Consider the following 16,772-nt stretch of genomic DNA (forward strand, 5'->3'; position numbering starts at 1 on the left):
GAACACCCCGCTCACCGCTGCGGTGGCCGCGGATGCCGCGATCCACAGCTACGCGGTCGCATATTGGTGGGGCGCCGGCTTCTTCGCCGTCGGCGCCGTCCTCGCTGCGCTGCTCTTCCGTCGTGTGTGCGGCGAGTGGTGTTACTTCTTGCCCTGGGCCCGACGTTCGGCACGGTTGACCGGAACGGCCGGCGTCCCGGAGTCGCGCTGGCCGAAGGCGCCGCGGCGCGGAGGCCCGGCGGGAGCCGCGGTCTCTGCCACCGGGGTGTCTCCTGCGTTCGCGTCCGTCTCGGCCCGGCGGGCACGGTCGGTCGCGGCCTGCTGAATCTGCCCGCGCTGGTTGCGCACCTCGACTCCGCCGGAATCGCTCGGTGCGGTGTAGCTGAGCTTGTCGGCGCCGGAATCGTCGCCGGGCGTGAGGCCCTTCGCGACGACGACCGGCGCGGCGACGGGATCGGGCGCCTGGTTGACCTCGACCTCGAGGTTGAAGAGGAAGCCGACGGTCTCCTCGCGGATCTGCCCCATCATCTGCTGGAACATGGCGAAACCTTCACGCTGGTACTCGACGAGCGGGTCGCGCTGGGCCATCGCTCGGAGGCCGATGCCGTCCTTGAGGTAGTCCATCTCGTAGAGGTGCTCGCGCCAGCGGCGGTCGATCACCGAGAGCACGACCCGGCGTTCGAGTTCGCGCATGGCCGGGGAGCCGAGGCTGCCCTCGCGCTTCTGGTATGCGACCTTGGCGTCGGAGAGGATCTCCCTGCGCATGAAGTCACGGTTGATCCTGCCGCGGTTGCCGGCTTCGGAGATGACCTCGTCGATGGTGATGCCGACGGGGTAGAGGGTCTTGAGCTCGGTCCAGAGTGCGTCGAAGTCCCAGTCGTCGCCGTTGCCCTCGCCGGTGTGCACGCTGAGGACCTCGTCGATCACGTCTTCCAGGAAGCGCTGGGTGCGCTCGTGGAGGTCGTCACCCTCGAGGATGTGGCGGCGGTCGCCGTAGATCGCTTCGCGCTGGCGGTTGAGCACGTCGTCGTACTTGAGCACGTTCTTGCGGATCTCGGCGTTCCTGCCCTCGACCTGCGACTGGGCGGAGCGGATGGCGCGGCTCACGACCTTGGATTCGATCGCCATGTCGTCGGGCACGCCCTGGCGACTCATCAGGCTCTCGGCGGCACCCGCGTTGAAGAGGCGCATCAGGTCGTCGGTCAGGGACAGGTAGAAGCGGCTCTCGCCCGGGTCGCCCTGGCGTCCGCTGCGCCCGCGGAGCTGGTTGTCGATGCGGCGCGACTCGTGACGCTCGGTGCCGAGCACGTAGAGGCCACCGGCCTCGACGACCTTCTCGGCCTCTTCGGAGACCTTCGCCTTGACTCCGGCGAAGACGTCGTCCCATTCGGTCTCGTATTCGTCGGGCGTCTCGATCGGGCTGAGGCCCTTCGCGTTCATCTCGGCGACGGCGAGGAATTCGGCGTTGCCACCAAGCATGACGTCTGTGCCACGGCCGGCCATGTTGGTGGCGACCGTGACGGAGCCGAGGCGACCGGCCTGGGCGACGATCGCGGCTTCCCGCGCGTGGTTCTTCGCGTTGAGCACCTCGTGGCGGACGCCGCGCTTGGCGAGCAGCCGGGAGAGGTACTCGCTCTTCTCGACGCTCGTCGTTCCGACGAGGACCGGCTGGCCCTTTTCGTGTCTGCCGACGATGTCCTCGACGACCTGGCCGAACTTGGCCTCCTCGTTCTTGTAGACGAGGTCGGACTGGTCGATGCGCTTCATCGGCTTGTTTGTGGGGATCGAGACCACGCCGAGCTTGTAGGTGCTCATGAACTCGGCGGCCTCGGTCTCGGCGGTTCCGGTCATGCCGGACAGCTTCGAGTAGAGCCGGAAGTAGTTCTGCAGGGTCACCGTCGCGAGGGTCTGGTTCTCAGCCTTGACCGCGACGCCCTCCTTCGCCTCGATGGCCTGGTGGATGCCCTCGTTGTAGCGTCGGCCCATCAGGATGCGACCGGTGTGCTCATCGACGATGAGAACCTCGCCGTTCATCACGACGTAGTCCTTGTCCTTCTTGAACAGCGCGTTCGCCTTGATCGCGTTGTTCAGGAACGAGATCAGCGGGGTGTTCGCCGATTCGTAGAGGTTGTCGATGCCGAGGTAGTCCTCGACCTTTTCGATGCCGGGTTCGAGCACGCCGACGGTGCGCTTCTTCTCGTCGACCTCGAAGTCGACCTCGGGAACGAGCCGCTTGGTCAGGCTCGCGAACTCGGTGAACCAGCGGTTCGCCTCGCCGGATGCCGGTCCGGAGATGATGAGCGGGGTGCGTGCCTCGTCGATCAGGATCGAGTCGACCTCGTCCACGATCGCGTAGTAGTGGCCGCGCTGGACCATGTCGGCGGCCTGCCACGCCATGTTGTCGCGCAGGTAGTCGAAGCCGAACTCGTTGTTCGTGCCGTACGTGATGTCCGCGAGGTACTGTTCGTGGCGCTGCGCGGGGGTCTGGCCGGAGAGGATGCACCCGGTGGTCATACCGAGGGCGCGGAACACGCGGCCCATCAGCTCGCTCTGGTAGCTCGCGAGGTAGTCGTTCACGGTGATGATGTGCACACCGCGGCTCGTGATGGCGTTCAGGTAAGCCGCAGTCGTCGCCACGAGCGTCTTGCCCTCACCGGTCTTCATCTCGGCGATGTTGCCGAGATGCAGGGCCGCCCCACCCATGAGCTGCACGTCGAAGTGACGCAGGCCCAGGGTTCGGGTCGAGGCCTCGCGCACGGCGGCGAACGCCTCGGGCAGCAGGTCGTCGAGCGACTCGCCGTTCGAGTAGCGTTCCCGCAGCACGACGGTTTCGTTCTTCAGCTCCTCGTCGGTGAGCTGGCTGAAGTCTTCTTCCAGCGCATTGATGGCTTTCGCATACTGCTCAAGACGACGCAGGACGCGTCCTTCACCAACACGAAGAACCTTTTCAAGGATTGAGGCCACGAATGCACTCCACTAATCACGGCGCCGTTACGCCTGTCGTCTCGGTGAGATGAACCAGGGTCTGGCTGCTCACGCGACGGATTGAACCACGCCGACACTGTTGTGCGCCGGTGTGCGGCAACTATAACAATGCTAGTTGGTCAGGGAGTGCACTCGACGGCCTACCGGGCGCCTTACTCGGCGGCGACCCGCAACTCCTCGCTGTTCTCATCCAGTTCGATGACCCCATAGTCCCAGCCCTTGCGGCGGTAGACCACACTCGGCCGGTTCGTCTCCGAGTCCTGGAACAGGTAGAAGTCGTGCCCGACGAGTTCCATGAAGTAGAGGGCGTCGTCGACGGTCATCGGGGCAGCGGAGAAGACCTTCCGGCGGATGACGACCGGCGTGTAGACCTCGTCCGCTTCTTCCTCGGCTGCGGTGGCCGCGGCGGCCGCCTCCGACTCGGTGGGACGGATCACCCGAATCACTCCCGTGCGCACCTCGTCGAGGGTTTCGGCGTCGGCCGGCGTGATGTCGACGACGCTGAAGTCCACGGATGCCGCGTCGTGCAGGGAGGTGGGCCGGTGCGCTCCACCACGGTGCAGCTTCTGGCGGTCCTTGGCGCGGCGCACGCGCTCGAGGAGACGTCCGAGTGCCACGTCGAAGGCTGCGTACTTGTCCGAACCGTCCGCTTCAGCGCGGACGATGGGACCCTTCCCGATCAAGGTCAGCTCGACCCTGTCGTTGCCCGTTGCGGACCCCTTCTCGCGGTTCCGGCTGAGCTTGACTTCGAGGGCAAGGGCTTTGTCGGCCAGGCCGGCGATCTTCTCGGCCTTTTCCGACGCATATGACCGGAAACGATCAGTGATCCCCAGGTTTCGTCCGACGATGTTAGTTTCCATGACGACCTCCAGATCTGGCGAACCGCCCGGTCCCGGGCGATTGGTGCGCGCCTTTAGCTCCACCGTAGCCCTGCCGGGTGGAGAAGTCACCGCAATTTGTCAATCGGTTTCTGATGAACGTTGTGTGACCGGAAGGCGTCTCCGGGTTTCCGCGAGGGCGGCGACGCCCACGACCTCTCCCCCGGCTGCGAGGATGGCGCGACGCGCTTCCAGGACGGTGGCGCCCGTCGTGACGATGTCGTCGACGAGCAGGCAGCGCACCCCGGTCAGGGGGCGCCGGGCGCGGAGCGACTCGTCCCGGTTCCTGGCCCGGGCGGCACGGTCGAGCCCGACCTCGCTGGTGGTGAGCACGCGGCTCGGCGCGAGTCCGGACCGGCGGAGCAGCAGCTCGACCGGAAGGTACCCGCGCGCCCGCCAGGCCCGTCGCGACGAGGGAATCGTGACCAGGCGGATGCCGTCGCCCCGATGCTGCCGGGCACCGCGCGTTTCCACCGCGCCTTCGGACTCCACTGCACCTTGGGACTGCACTGCACCTTGGGACTGCTGCACTGCGGCGAGCGCGGCCACGACGGCGGCGAGGAGCGCAGGGGCGAGCGCGGCGGCGGCATCCGTTCGCCCGCCGTCCTTGAAACTCGCGATCACACGACGCGGCACACCGGCATAGTCGAGCCCCGCCCAGACCCGCAGCCCGCCACGCTCGGTCACGCGCACGGCAGGGGCCAGGCGGGCGCGGCAGGCCGCGCAGAGCGCACGGTCCGGCGCACCGCATCCGCTGCACGCCGTGGGCAGCAGAACGGCCCACGCGTCCAGGATGGCCCGCCGCGCGGCCCGTGTCGCTCCGGTTCCGGTCACGCCGCCAGACTGGTCCCCCTGCCGCGATCCCGTGGCCGGCGGGCGCGCACCGGTGCGTGCCCGGTCGGTCGTCGGCCCTGTGGAGGACGGGCCCTCGGCTACCCGCCGATTCCCTGCTGGGTGGCCACGAGTGTCACGTCGTCGATGCGCTCCTGCCAGCCGACTCCGCGCTGCACCATCAGGCTGCCCGTTGTGGCGAGTGCGCGCACGTCGCGCAGGGTGTTGCTCCCCGTGATGGACGCGCTCCCGGGCGCTGACTCGATGCTCGAGCTGACGCCGCCGAGCTGCTGGGTCACGATCCGGTCCTCGCCGGTCGGGAGCGCGACGAGGTACGCGACCGTGAGCTCGTCGATCCAGGTGGCGTCGAGGGGGGTGCCTGGGACGGACTGGAGCTGGACCTCCTCGCCCAGGGCGACCGGGACGAACTTGTCCCGCTTGATCGCGACGATCACGAAGCGGGTCTCCGTTCCGGAGGTGAGCAATGCGATCAGCCGGGTCCCGTCCCGCGACACCCGCAGCGCCACGATTCCGGAGGCCTCCGGCCAGGAGGTCGGTACGGCCGTCGCATCCCCGTTGGGGCTGTAGACGAAGAGCTCGCCCGGACGGTTCGCGGGCACGGACCACACGTAGCCGAAGTTGTCGACGGCCGGTGCGATGAGGCCGGGCCGCGGATCGAGCAGTTTCGCGACCTCGCCGACCCGGACGGCGGAGACCCCGGTCGCGGCACGCGCCGCCGCGACGGTCTGACCCGGTGAGAGGGTGACCGCCGTCGGCCCGAGAGCGACGACCTGGTCGGAGAGGCCGGGGATCGGGGTGACCGTCTTCCCGGCGGCGGAGAGGAACCCGAAGGCGCCCTGCCGGAGCACAAGCGCACGGGCATCCACCCGCGGGTTGACGATCGGTGCGTTGGCGCCGAGGTCGCCGAGGTCCTGGGAGTTCTGGTTGATCGAGATCGTCACGGTGATGCCCGTGGGAAGGCTGCTCATGAGCTGCGCCCGCATCCGCTGCAGGGTGACCCTGTCCGCGTTCAGGGCTTCGCCGTTGAGGTCGACCTTTGCATCGCGCGACACGACCTGCACGGCATCCGCTGTGAGCTTGGTTCCGTCGGGGAACGCGGTGACGACGGCCCCGCCCAGCCACGGGCTCGGCCCGTGCAACACGCCGTTGACGATCTTGGTGAGGGTGGCGCCCCCGCGCGGGAACCAGCGCAGGTCGGGCACCAGGAACGCGAAGCTCGAGTCGAAGAAGTAGAGGGCCTGGGAGCTGAACACGTCGGTGAACGTGGTCTGGTCGACGACGGTGCCGTTCGGCGCAGCGCTGATCCGCCACTGGTTGCCGACCTTTTGGAACTGGTAGCGCAGCACAACGGGCGAGGGAGACTCCACCTCGTGGTATTCGCCGATCCCGTCGACGTCGGCGATCGGATTCACCGAGAACTGCATGGTCTGGCCGTCGACGGGAACGATGGTGCGTGCGGTCCCGTCGTCGACCGTCACTCCGGCATCCGCGGCCCAGGCGCCGCTGAAGCCGGGGGCGAGGAATTCGCGGGCGATCGCGTAGTCGTTCTCCGGGCTGGTCTGGGCGTCGATGAAACCGCGCAGGATGCTTTCCTGGCTGGCATCGGCCTGCGGGTGCGACGGCAGGAAGACGGGTGCGGGGTTGTCCCCCGCCGAGACCGCCTGCCCGGTGCGAACGCTGCCGCTCCGTGGAATCCCCGAGCATCCGCTGAGCAGGACCGCAAGCACGAGCAGCGCGGTGAGCGTGCCCCCTGCGCGCCCGAGTCCCCCTCGACGGGTCGCCCGGGTGTCCCTGGTCGCACGGCGGATGCCGCCGCTTCGGTCAGTCATGGGTCGCTCCCTCACCGTGTTGGGCGCCCTTGATCCCGGCCCTGCCGACCTCGCCGAGCGTGAGGCGCGGCAGCGTGCCGTCGGACCCGGCGTCTTCGGGCGGCAGCGGGCTCGGCGAACTCAGGATCTCGCCGCGCGCGGTCCGGGGCAGGGTCAGCCGGAAGCACGAGCCCTTCCCCGGGCTCGACCAGACCTGGAGCCAGCCGCGGTGCACGGTCGCGTCCTCGAGGGAGATCGACAGGCCGAGGCCCGTGCCGCCGATGGTGCGCTTGCGGGACGGGTCGGCCCGCCAGAACCGGTCGAAGACGTGGTTGACGTCGACCTGGCTCATGCCGAGGCCGTAGTCGCGCACCGAGAGCGCCACGGCGGTCTCGTTGCTGTCGACCGAGACGATGACGGGCTTGCCCTCGCCGTGCTCGATCGCGTTGCCGATCAGGTTGTGCATGATCCGGCGGATGCGGCGGGGATCGACCTCGGCGTCGAGGTGCCCGCCCGGCGCGACGAGGTTGAGCCGGGTGCCTTTGGATTCGGCCAGGGATCGCAGGCCCTCGACGGCGTCGGCGGCGAGGTGAACGAGGTTCGTCGGCTCCGCCTCGAGCTCGACGGACCCGGCGTCGTACTTGCTGATCTCGAGCAGGTCCGCGAGCAGGAGTTCGAACCGTTCGACCTGGGTGTGCAGCAGCTCCGCGGTGCGGCTCGTCGCCGGGGGGAACGCCGACCGCTGGTCGTAGAGCATGTCGCCGGCCAGCCGGATCGTCGTCAACGGGGTGCGCAGCTCGTGCGACACGTCGGAAACGAAGCGCTGCTGTACCTCAGAGAGGTCGGCGAGCTCCTTGATCTGGCTCTGCAGGCTGTCGGCCATCCCGTTGAACGACCGGGCGAGGGTCGTGATGACGTCGTCGCCCTTCACGGGCAGCCGCACGCCGAGGTCCCCGGAGGCCAGCCGCTGGCTGGTCTCGGCCGCGACCCGGATCGGGGTCACCACGAAGCGCACGACGATCCAGGTCACCGCGCCGATCAGGATGATGAGCAGGAGCCCGGCGATGCCGAGGGTGCGCTGCACGAACTGCAGGGTCGTCTCCGCCTCACCGAGGTTGTAGCCGATGTAGAGCTCGTACCGGCCGGCGACGGGGACGGTGATCTGCGAACCGACGACGATCCCGGCGACCTGGCCGCCGTCATCCGTCGCGAGGGCCACCGACTGCCAGAACTGGGTGCCTGGCGCGCCCTGCACCGCCGTGCGCAGCTCGGGCGAGATGACTTCTGTCGAGTCGCCGAACGTCGAGAAGTCCTGGGGCGCTGCTGTCGACGGGTCCTGGCCGGGAACCCGGAACACGGCGACAAGCCGGCTCGAGGACGCCGCGGAGATGGCGCTGCGCGCCGAGGCCAGCAGGCTCTGCACCTGGACCCGGTCCGCCGCGTCCGAGGAGTCCAGGATGCCCTGGGCCGCGCTCGTGGCCCGGTTCGAGTCGAGCTCGACCTGGCTGAGCCGGGATTGGAAGAGGTCGTTGCCGACACTCACCGAGACATACACGCCGACCATGACGATGGCGATGCCGGACAGCACGACCGTGATGGTCACGGTGCGGAACTGCAGGGAGGCACGCCAGGTGCGAAGCAGTCGGGCGCGCCAGGATCTCCAGTCGCGCCAGTCCCGCCACCCCCTGCGCCATGTTCGGGCAAACCCGGTCGGTTCGGCCATCCGGAGCCTAGATGGCCGCGCCGGCCCGGTACCCGACACCGCGGACCGTCATCACGATGCGGGGGTTGTCCGGATCATCCTCGACCTTCGCACGGAGGCGTTGCACGTGCACGTTCACGAGCCGGGTGTCGGCCTTGTAGTGGTAGCCCCACACCTGTTCGAGCAGCATCTCCCGCGTGAAGACCTGCTGGGGACGGGACGCGAGGGTGAGGAGGAGGTCGAATTCGAGTGGGGTCAGGCCGATCTGCCGGTCGCCGCGGCGCACCTCGTGCCCGGCGGCGTCGACGGTGAGGTCGCCGATCGACAGGTTCGCCGGCGACTCCGTGGACACGGGCCGCAACCGGGTGCGGATCCGGGCGACGAGTTCCTTGGGGTTGAACGGTTTGACCATGTAGTCGTCCGCGCCGGATTCGAGGCCCTTGACCACATCCGTCGTATCGGTGCGCGCGGTGAGCATGATGATCGGCGTCCCCGATTCCGCGCGGATCAGGGTGCAGACCTCGATGCCGTCCAGGCCGGGCAGCATCAGGTCGAGCAGGACCAGATCGGGTTTGACCGTCCGGAACGCGTCGAGCGCGAGTGAGCCGTCCTCGCAGAAGTGAGGGTCGAAACCTTCACCCTGCAGCACAATGCCGATCATTTCCGCCAGCGCGGTGTCGTCGTCGACGACCAAAATGCGTGCGTTCATCCAACCGTTTTCCGCTTAGGTCACCGGAGGGAATACTCCCGGTGAGTCATGCAATCACTGACACCAGAGTAGTCGAGGGGGGCTGTCATTGCCCGTCGCGCCCGTTTCGATGCCGAGTATGCCAGCATAGGTCTCGTGACGGACCCGCAGAACTGGCACGCCCCGACAGGTGACGCTAACGATCGACCGCGCTACGGCGAATACGCGCCGCCGCCGGCGTCCGGTGTGCCCCAGGTCTGGGGCCCGCCTCCCGCGTGGACACCGCCGCCGCGCCCCGGCCTCCTCCCGTTACGGCCTCTCGGCTTCGGTTCCCTGCTCTGGGCGCCCTTCCAGGTGCTGCGACGCAATCCCAAGGCCACCTTCGGCAGCGCACTGCTCGTGCAGGGCGCGATCCTCCTGGTCACCCTGCTGATCGTCGGCCCCGTGACGCTGCTCGCCCTCGGCCGGGTCGACAGCGCCCCGCTCGCCGACAAGGACGCGGTCCAGGCCGGCGCCAACCTCACCATCGTGTTGTCGGCGGTCGTGCCGATCCTGCTCTCCGTGATCGCCTCCGCGCTGCTCCAGGGCGTCATCGTCGTCGAGGTCTCCCGCGCGATGCTCGGCCAGAAGCTCAGGCTCGGCCAGCTCTGGCGGGCGGCGGGCCGGCGCCTGTGGCCCCTCGCCCTCTGGGCGGCCATTCTCAGCGGCGCACTCCTCGTCGGCCTCGCGGTCGTCGCCGGAGTCGTCGTCGTGTTCGTGCTTCTCGGAGGAGCAGGCATCGTCATCGGGACCGTCTTCGGCATTCTCGGCGGGCTCGGCATCCTCGCGCTCTCGGCCTGGCTGGCCACGAAGACCTCCCTCGTCCCGAGCCTGATCGTGCTCGAACGCCTCGGCATCGGGGCGGCCATCGCCCGATCCTGGTCACTCACGAGAGGCTATTTCTGGCGCACGCTCGGAGTCCAGTTCCTCGTCGCCGCGATTGTGAACATCGTCTCCCAGATCGTCTCGACGCCGCTGTCGCTGCTCGGCGGGGTCGCCGTCTCACTCATCGACCCGACCGGCGCCGTCGACTCGTGGATCCCCGCGATCGTCCTCTACGTGCTGACCATTCTCCTGAGCCTCGTGCTCGGCGCCGTCGCCGCGGTCGTCCAGTCCGGCACGACGGCGCTCATCTATATCGACCTGCGGATGCGCAAGGAAGGCCTCGACCTCGACCTGCAGCGCTTCGTCGAATCCACCCCCGGCAGCGACGCTGCCGACCCGTACCTGATCCCGGCCGGGCGGATGCCGGCGGCCCCGCAGTCATGACCGGTGCGTGGGGGACGTGGGCTGGGACGCTTCCCGCGAGTATCCCTGTCGATCCCGATGCCCCGACGGCCACGGCCTGGTTGCGCGACGAGCTCGCCAAGCCGCCATACGAGGCTGCGCGGCCGACCTGGTTCGACCGGGTCAGCAAGGCGTTCTTCGACTGGTTCGCTTCGCTCGGTGCGCCGTCGGGGGCGGGCCTCGGACCCTGGGTTCCGCTCGTCGTGACGCTCGTCATCATCGCCGTCGTCGTCGTGGCCGTGCTCGTCTTCGGGCTGCCGCGGTGGAACCGCCGCAGCGGCCTGCAGCAGGAGGTGTTCGGCAGGAACGACGCCCGGTCCGCCGACGAGTTGCGCAGGGCCGCACTGTCCGCGGCATCGCACAAGGACTGGGACCTCGCCATCAGCGAGATGTTCCGGGCCCTGGCCAGGTCGCTCGTCGAACGCACGGTGCTCTTCGCCACCCCCGGCACGACAGCGCACGGCCTGGCCGAGCGAGCGGCGACGGCGTTCCCGGAGGAACGGATCAGCCTCCAGACGGCCGCCGCCCTCTTCGACGGCGTTCGCTACCTCGGCGCGGAAGGCACCGAGTCCGGCTTCCTGTCCCTCGCCGCACTCGAAAGCGCCCTGCGCACGCGGACGCCCAGGATCCGCGAAGACCCGGCCCCGACGGCGACGCAGTGACCACTCTCGCGGGCACCGTCGCGGTGGCGACGACTCCGACCCTGCGCGCCGCCGCACGACGCTCCCGGTTCTGGGTGCTCGCGGGCATCGGCGCCCTGCTCGTCGCCATCGCGGCGACGCTGCTCGCGGGCGCCGGTTCGGGCGGCGGAACCCCGCTCGCCGCCGACAACGCCGCACCGGCGGGCGCCCGCGCCCTCGCCGAGGTGCTGCGCCAGCAGGGTGTGCACGTCACGACCGCGGACACCCTCGTCGAGGCCCGCACGCTCGCCGCTGCGAGTTCGGATCCGACCCTGTTCTTCACCGACCCGAACGGCTATCTGACGAACGACCAGATCTCCGCCATGGCCGCCCTCGCGCCCCGCACCGTCGTGGTCGCCCCCGGCTTCCTCCTGCTGCAGACGCTGGACCCCGCCGTCGGTTTCGGCGGGGTCGCCGACAGCCTGGACGGAGCGGGCGATCGCTGCGATCTGCCCGCTGCGATCAGGGCGGGCAGCGTCGCCCCCGGCGGGAAGACGCTCAGCCTCCCCGCCGACTCCGCGGAACGCGGCTGTTTCCCTTCCGGTCGGAACTCCTTCGCCGTCGTCGGCGCGACCCTGCCGGCCACGGAGCTGACCCTCGTTGCCGACGACGGCATCTTCAGCAACGACGAGATCACGACATCCGGTCACGCTGCCCTCGCACTGGGCCTGCTCGGGGCGAGCGCGGACCTGATCTGGTACCAGCCGACCCTGGCGGATGTCGCGGTCACCGGCCCGCCGAGCCTCGGCGAGTTGACGCCGGGCTGGGTCACACCCACGATCCTGCTCCTCGCGGTCGTCTTCCTCGCCGCGGCCGTGTGGCAGGGCAGGCGGCTCGGACCGCTCGTCGCCGAGAACCTGCCGGTGACCGTGCGCGCGAGCGAGACGATGGAGGGCAGGGCCCGCCTCTACGCCCGCGGCAACGCACGCCTCCGCGCCCTAGATTCCCTGCGGGTCGCCACCGTGCAGCGCCTCGCGGCCCGGGTCGGGCTGTCCAGGCTCGCGAGCCTCGACGACGTCGTGCTCGCGGTGTCCGCCCTGACCGGGCGCGCCCCGGCCGAGGTACGCTTCGTCCTCGTCGACGGGGTCCCGGCCACGGACCGGGACCTCGTCGCCCAGTCCGACCGGCTCCAGGACCTGGAGCGAGCCGTGATCGCCGCGAGCGGCCTGCCCGCGGCTCCGCAGGCATCCGCCACACCCCCCGCAACCACCCCCGGAAGAATGGACCCATGAGCACACCGACTGACACCATCGTTTCGCTCCGGGAATCGCTCGCGCAGGTTCGCACCGAGGTCGGCAAGGCCGTCGTCGGCCAGGACGGCGCCGTGACGGGGCTCATCATCGCCCTGCTCGCGCGCGGCCACGTGCTGCTCGAGGGCGTGCCCGGCGTCGCCAAGACCCTGCTGGTGCGCTCGCTCAGCCAGGCGCTCAGCCTCGAGACGAAACGGGTGCAGTTCACGCCGGACCTGATGCCGGGCGACGTCACCGGGTCGCTCATCTACGACGCGCGGGCCGGGGAGTTCGAGTTCCGAAACGGGCCCGTGTTCACCAATATCCTGCTCGCGGACGAGATCAACCGGACACCGCCGAAGACCCAGTCTGCGCTCCTGGAGGCGATGGAGGAACGCCAGGTCAGCGTCGACGGCCGGACGCTGCCCCTGCCGGACCCGTTCATCGTCGCCGCGACGATGAACCCGATCGAATACGAGGGCACGTACTCGCTGCCCGAGGCGCAGCTCGACCGGTTCCTGCTCAAGCTCGTGCTCGACGTGCCGGAGCGCGACGCGGAGTTCGAAGTGCTCCGCCGCCACGCCGCCGGCTTCGACCCCCGCGACCTCACCGCGGCCGGAGTCACTGCCGTACTCGGTGCCGAGCAGCTCGCGGCCGCGCAGGCCGCCGTCATGGAGGTCGGGTCGAGCGCCGACGTGCTCGCGTACATCGTGGACCTCGCCCGCGCGACCCGGCGCAGCCCGTCCGTCAAGCTCGGCGTGAGCCCCCGCGGGACGACAGCGCTGCTCGCGGCCACGAAGGCGTGGGCCTGGCTCAGCGGCTACGACTCGATCACCCCTGACCACGTCCAGGCGATGGTCCTCCCGGTCTGGCGGCACCGGATCCAGCTGCAGCCGGAGGCCGAGCTCGAAGGCGTCTCCGTCGACGCCATCCTGCGCAGCGTGCTCCAGCAGGTCCAGGTTCCGATCTAAGGTGACGGTCTCCGGTCGCTTCACGCTGCTCGTCGCCCTCGGCGTCGTGCCCATCGTGCTGCTCGGACGCAGCCCGGCGGCCGCGGGCACCATCCTCGCCCTGTGGGTGCTGCTCTGCCTCGGGCTCGGCCTGCTCGACCTCGCGCTGGCCGGCTCCCCGCGGGCCGTGCGCCTCGAACGCAGCCTGCCGGCGAGGGTGCGCCTGGGCGAGACGGTGACGAGCCTGCTCTATGTCACGAATTCCGGTTCGCGCCGCCTGAGGGCTCTGGTGCGGGATGCCTGGCAACCGTCGGCCGGCGCCGGCAACAACCGCACGGCGCTGACCATCCCGGCCGGGGAACGCCGGCTCGTGTCCCTCCGGCTGACCCCGTTCCGGCGGGGCGAACGCCGGGTGGACCGGGTCACGATCCGCTCGTACGGGCCGCTCGGACTGTGGGCGCGCCAGGCCACGCTCGAAGCGCCGGGGCGCATCCGTGTGCTGCCGCCGTTCAACGCGCGGAAGCACCTGCCCTCGCGCATCACCCGGCTCAAGGAACTCGACGGGCGCACGAGCGTGCTCGTGCGCGGCCAGGGCACCGAGTTCGACTCGCTGCGGGAGTACGTGCGCGGCGACGACGTGCGCTCGATCGACTGGCGGGCGACGGCACGACACAACGACGTTGTCGTGCGCACCTGGCGACCGGAGCGCGACCGCCGGGTGGTCATCGTGATCGACACCGGTCGAACCTCCGCCGCGCGGATCGACGACGAGACCAGGCTCGACACCGCGTTCGAGGCGGCGCTGCTGCTCGCCGCGCTCGCGTCGAAAGCCGGGGACCGGGTGGACATGATCGCCTTCGACCGGCGGGTGCGCGGCAGGGTGCAGGGCGCCCAGGGCGCAGAACTGCTGTCGCGGATGGTCGACACGCTCGCGGTGATCGACCCCGAACTCCTCGAAATGGACTGGGCCGGAGTGCCGGCCCAGGTGCGCGGGATCACGAGCCAGCGCGCCCTCGTCGTGCTGCTGACCTCGATCGACGCCGCGGGGGCGTCGACGGGCCTGCTCGCGGTGCTGCCCCAGCTGACCCGGCGCCACACCGTGGTCGTCGCGTCGGTCACCGATCCCACGACGCTGCAGGCGACCCTCGAGCGCGCCGACCGCGAGCAGGTCTACCGCGCTGCGGCCGCCGAACGGGCGCTGCTCGACGTCGCCAGGGTCGCCACGGCGATCCGCCAGCAGGGCGCCGATGTCGTCACGGGTCCGCCCGCCGAGCTGCCGCCCCGCCTCGCCGACCACTACCTCGCGCTGAAGCTCGCCGGCCGCCTCTAGCCCGCCGGCCTGCGTCCCCTGTTCGCCTGTTCGCGCGCGCGACTGCTCGCTTGCGCGCGCGCGACTGCGCTCCCCCACCGCGCCCACTCTGGCTCGCGCGCCAGTTGCGCCGCTCCGCTCCAGGCACGCTTGGCGCGCAGCGGCGCTCCTGTCGCGTGGCGCCCAGGGCGGGCGGATGCCGCCCTCAGGACGCGTAGATGCGGGTGCTGCCGGCCTCGAACTCACCGATGTCGCCGGTCTCGCCTGCACGTGCCGCCCGGCGGCCGAGCACGAGCATGTAGGCCAGGAACGCGCACAGCGCGGCGAAGCCGATGCCGATCTTGACCGGCCACGGCCACGGCGCCGGGGTCACGAAGCCCTCGATCACGCCAGAGACCAGGAGCACGAACACGAGTCCGATCGCGACCGTCGCGAGGGCGCGCGAGTCCTCCGCGAGAGCCTGTCCGCGGGTGCGGCCGCCCGGGGCGATCCAAGACCAGACGATGCGGAGCCCCGCGGCCGCAGCGACGAAGATCGCCGTGAGCTCAAGCATCCCGTGCGGTGCGATGTAGAGGAAGAACACGTCGCCCTTGCCGTAGGCGAACATGACCGCGGCCGTGACGCCGATGTTCTGGGCGTTCGAGAGCACAATGTACGGCACGTAGACGCCGAGGATGCCGAAGGCGACGCACTGTGCGGCGATCCAGGCATTGTTCGTCCAGACCTGGCCGGTGAACGACGCGGCGGGGTTTGCGGAGTAGTAGTCGACGAAGTCCGAGTTCACGAGTTGCTGCAGCTGGGCGTCGGAGCCGAGGTTGGCGAGCACACGGGGGTCGCCGGTGATCCAGACCGCGTAGAGCACGGCCACCACGATCGTTACGACCGCGACGGCGAGCGTGAGCCAGCGCAGGCGGTAGAGCGCGGCGGGCAGCTGCAGTACAAAGAACCGCGGCACCTGGGACACGACGTTCGCGCCGGCTCCCGTGAAGCGCAACCGGGCACGGGACAGCGCGACGGAGAGCCGGTCGCCCGGGATCGTGGAGCCGGCCGTGCTCTTGATCGCGGACAGCTGGGTCGCCCCGGATTGGTACAGTCCGATCAGTTCGTCGGACTGCGCGCCGGAGAGCCGCCGCTCCGTGCCGAGCTCGGCGAGGCGGTCCCACTGGGCGCGGTGCGCCGTTGAATATGCGTCGAGGTCCATCTGCTCTAATAGTAGACATGGCACACCCCGGAAACGCGGCGGATCAGGGAGAAAGTCCTCCCTACGAATACGAACTCGTCACAGGCGAGGCGGTTGCCCTTGATGTGCGGCCGGCAAGTTTCATCCTGCGCGCGGCCGGCACCATCATCGACTGGCTCGCCTACCTCAGCTTCTTCGCCGCACTCGCCTTCGCAGTCGGCTTCGTCGCCGGAGACGCCCTGGACCCGGCGCTCGCGAAGTCGCTCGCGATATCGGGTCTCGCGTTCTCGATCCTCGTCCTTCCGACCATCGTCGAGACCGTGACTGGTGGACGCTCGCTCGGCAAGCTCGCCATCGGCGCCCGGATCGTACGTGACGACGGCGGAGCCATCCAGTTGCGGCACGCCTTCACCCGCGCCCTCAGCGGGATCTTCGAGATCTACCTCACCTTCGGCGGCCTGGCCGCGACGACAGCGTTGCTCAACGGCAAGTCCAAGCGCCTCGGCGACCTGATGGCCGGGACGTACAGCCAGCACGAACGGGTGGCGCGATTCGACGAGCCCGTCATCGGGCTCCCGCCAGAGCTCAGCACCTGGTCGTACACCGTCGATATCGTGCGACTGCCCGACCGGCTCTCGCGGCGCATCGCCCAGTTCCTCCGCCAGTCCGCACGCTTGACCCCGGAGACCCGCGTGCGCGTCGCCAGGGACCTCGCGGCGGAGGCTGCTCCCTTCGTCTCCCCGGTTCCCCCGGTTTCACCGGAGGTGCTCCTCGCGGGCGTCGCGGCCGTGCGCCGCACCCGTGAGTATGCAGCTCTCCTCCTCGAGCGCGACCGCCTCGAGCGCCTCCGCCCGGTGCTCACGCGCCTCCCCCACGACTTCCCCAACCGCTGACGCCCTCCTCAAGAAGACGCGCACCCTAACGCTGAGCGGATGCTGCGCTGCAGGCCCCGGGTCGCGCGCCAGTTACGCCGCTTCGCGCCTGGTATGCCTGGTGCGGAGCGGCGCAGCGGTAGCGCGCGGCAGCGCGCGGCAGGCGGGTGGCTGCGTACCGCGGGTTAAAGCAGAAAAGCCACCCCGTGGGGTGGCTTTTCTGGTGTTTCTAAGTGAAGTCCGGCGGTGTCCTACTCTCCCACAGGGTCCCCCCTGCAGTACCATCGGCGCTGAGAGTCTTAGCTTCCGGGTT

Annotated in this window: 13 protein-coding genes; 6 read left to right on the forward strand and 7 right to left on the reverse strand. The window is 69.7% G+C overall.

The features are described 5' to 3' along the window. Positions 1-141: 141 nt before the first annotated feature. The 6 genes from secA to mtrA form a co-directional block, all read right to left on the reverse strand. Complete coding sequence (secA, locus tag QN350_RS09000) at positions 142-2,964, reverse strand: preprotein translocase subunit SecA (protein WP_323516204.1); 2,823 nt, start codon at positions 2,962-2,964, stop codon at positions 142-144. A 173-nt stretch (positions 2,965-3,137) separates the two neighbouring features. Then, the gene (hpf, locus tag QN350_RS09005) at positions 3,138-3,845 is read right to left on the reverse strand and encodes a ribosome hibernation-promoting factor, HPF/YfiA family (RefSeq protein WP_281534112.1); all 708 of its coding nucleotides are present in this window, start codon (positions 3,843-3,845) and stop codon (positions 3,138-3,140) included. Positions 3,846-3,944: 99 nt separating this feature from the next. Next, positions 3,945-4,697: a ComF family protein gene (locus tag QN350_RS09010; RefSeq protein ID WP_323516205.1), complete on the reverse strand. Its 753-nt coding sequence runs from the start codon at positions 4,695-4,697 to the stop codon at positions 3,945-3,947. A 98-nt stretch (positions 4,698-4,795) separates the two neighbouring features. Beyond that, positions 4,796-6,544 carry an LpqB family beta-propeller domain-containing protein gene (locus QN350_RS09015; protein ID WP_323516208.1) on the reverse strand — a complete coding sequence of 583 codons (1,749 nt, stop codon included), beginning with the start codon at positions 6,542-6,544 and terminating at the stop codon, positions 4,796-4,798. Beyond that, positions 6,537-8,246 carry an MtrAB system histidine kinase MtrB gene (gene mtrB / locus QN350_RS09020; RefSeq protein ID WP_323516216.1) on the reverse strand — a complete coding sequence of 570 codons (1,710 nt, stop codon included), beginning with the start codon at positions 8,244-8,246 and terminating at the stop codon, positions 6,537-6,539. Before mtrB ends, QN350_RS09015 begins: the two co-directional genes overlap by 8 nt. Positions 8,247-8,253: 7 nt before the next feature. Continuing rightward, positions 8,254-8,934, reverse strand: coding sequence for an MtrAB system response regulator MtrA (mtrA, locus tag QN350_RS09025; RefSeq protein ID WP_281534107.1), 681 nt, complete (start codon positions 8,932-8,934; stop codon positions 8,254-8,256). Positions 8,935-9,069: 135 nt separating this feature from the next. Between mtrA and QN350_RS09030 the strand changes: the two genes are divergently transcribed. Genes QN350_RS09030 through QN350_RS09050 form a run of 5 tightly spaced genes read left to right on the forward strand, consistent with a single transcriptional unit; the run spans position 9,070 to position 14,428 of the window. After that, a complete protein-coding gene (locus tag QN350_RS09030) occupies positions 9,070-10,221 on the forward strand; it encodes a hypothetical protein (protein ID WP_323516218.1) in 1,152 nt (383 codons plus the stop codon). Then, on the forward strand, positions 10,218-10,901 hold the full coding sequence (locus tag QN350_RS09035; protein WP_281534105.1) for a DUF4129 domain-containing protein: 684 nt from the start codon (positions 10,218-10,220) through the stop codon (positions 10,899-10,901). The genes QN350_RS09030 and QN350_RS09035 overlap by 4 nt, the downstream gene beginning before the upstream one ends. Then, positions 10,898-12,151 (forward strand): DUF4350 domain-containing protein, encoded by a 1,254-nt coding sequence (locus QN350_RS09040; protein WP_323516221.1) that lies wholly within the window; start codon positions 10,898-10,900, stop codon positions 12,149-12,151. Before QN350_RS09035 ends, QN350_RS09040 begins: the two co-directional genes overlap by 4 nt. After that, positions 12,148-13,119 (forward strand): MoxR family ATPase, encoded by a 972-nt coding sequence (locus tag QN350_RS09045; RefSeq protein ID WP_323516223.1) that lies wholly within the window; start codon positions 12,148-12,150, stop codon positions 13,117-13,119. Before QN350_RS09040 ends, QN350_RS09045 begins: the two co-directional genes overlap by 4 nt. A 1-nt stretch (position 13,120) precedes the next feature. Next, positions 13,121-14,428 carry a DUF58 domain-containing protein gene (locus tag QN350_RS09050; RefSeq protein ID WP_323516225.1) on the forward strand — a complete coding sequence of 436 codons (1,308 nt, stop codon included), beginning with the start codon at positions 13,121-13,123 and terminating at the stop codon, positions 14,426-14,428. A gap of 184 nt (positions 14,429-14,612) precedes the next feature. Here the strand turns inward: QN350_RS09050 and QN350_RS09055 are convergent, their stop codons facing one another. Continuing rightward, positions 14,613-15,608, reverse strand: a complete 996-nt coding sequence (locus QN350_RS09055) for a stage II sporulation protein M (protein WP_323516227.1) — start codon at positions 15,606-15,608, stop codon at positions 14,613-14,615. Between the two features lie 17 nt (positions 15,609-15,625). Here QN350_RS09055 and QN350_RS09060 point away from each other — a divergent pair, with 17 nt between their 5' ends. Continuing rightward, positions 15,626-16,480: an RDD family protein gene (locus QN350_RS09060; RefSeq protein WP_281534100.1), complete on the forward strand. Its 855-nt coding sequence runs from the start codon at positions 15,626-15,628 to the stop codon at positions 16,478-16,480. Positions 16,481-16,772 lie beyond the last annotated feature (292 nt).

Source organism: Cryobacterium sp. 10I5, from assembly GCF_035019865.1.
Lineage (GTDB): Bacteria > Actinomycetota > Actinomycetes > Actinomycetales > Microbacteriaceae > Cryobacterium > Cryobacterium breve_A.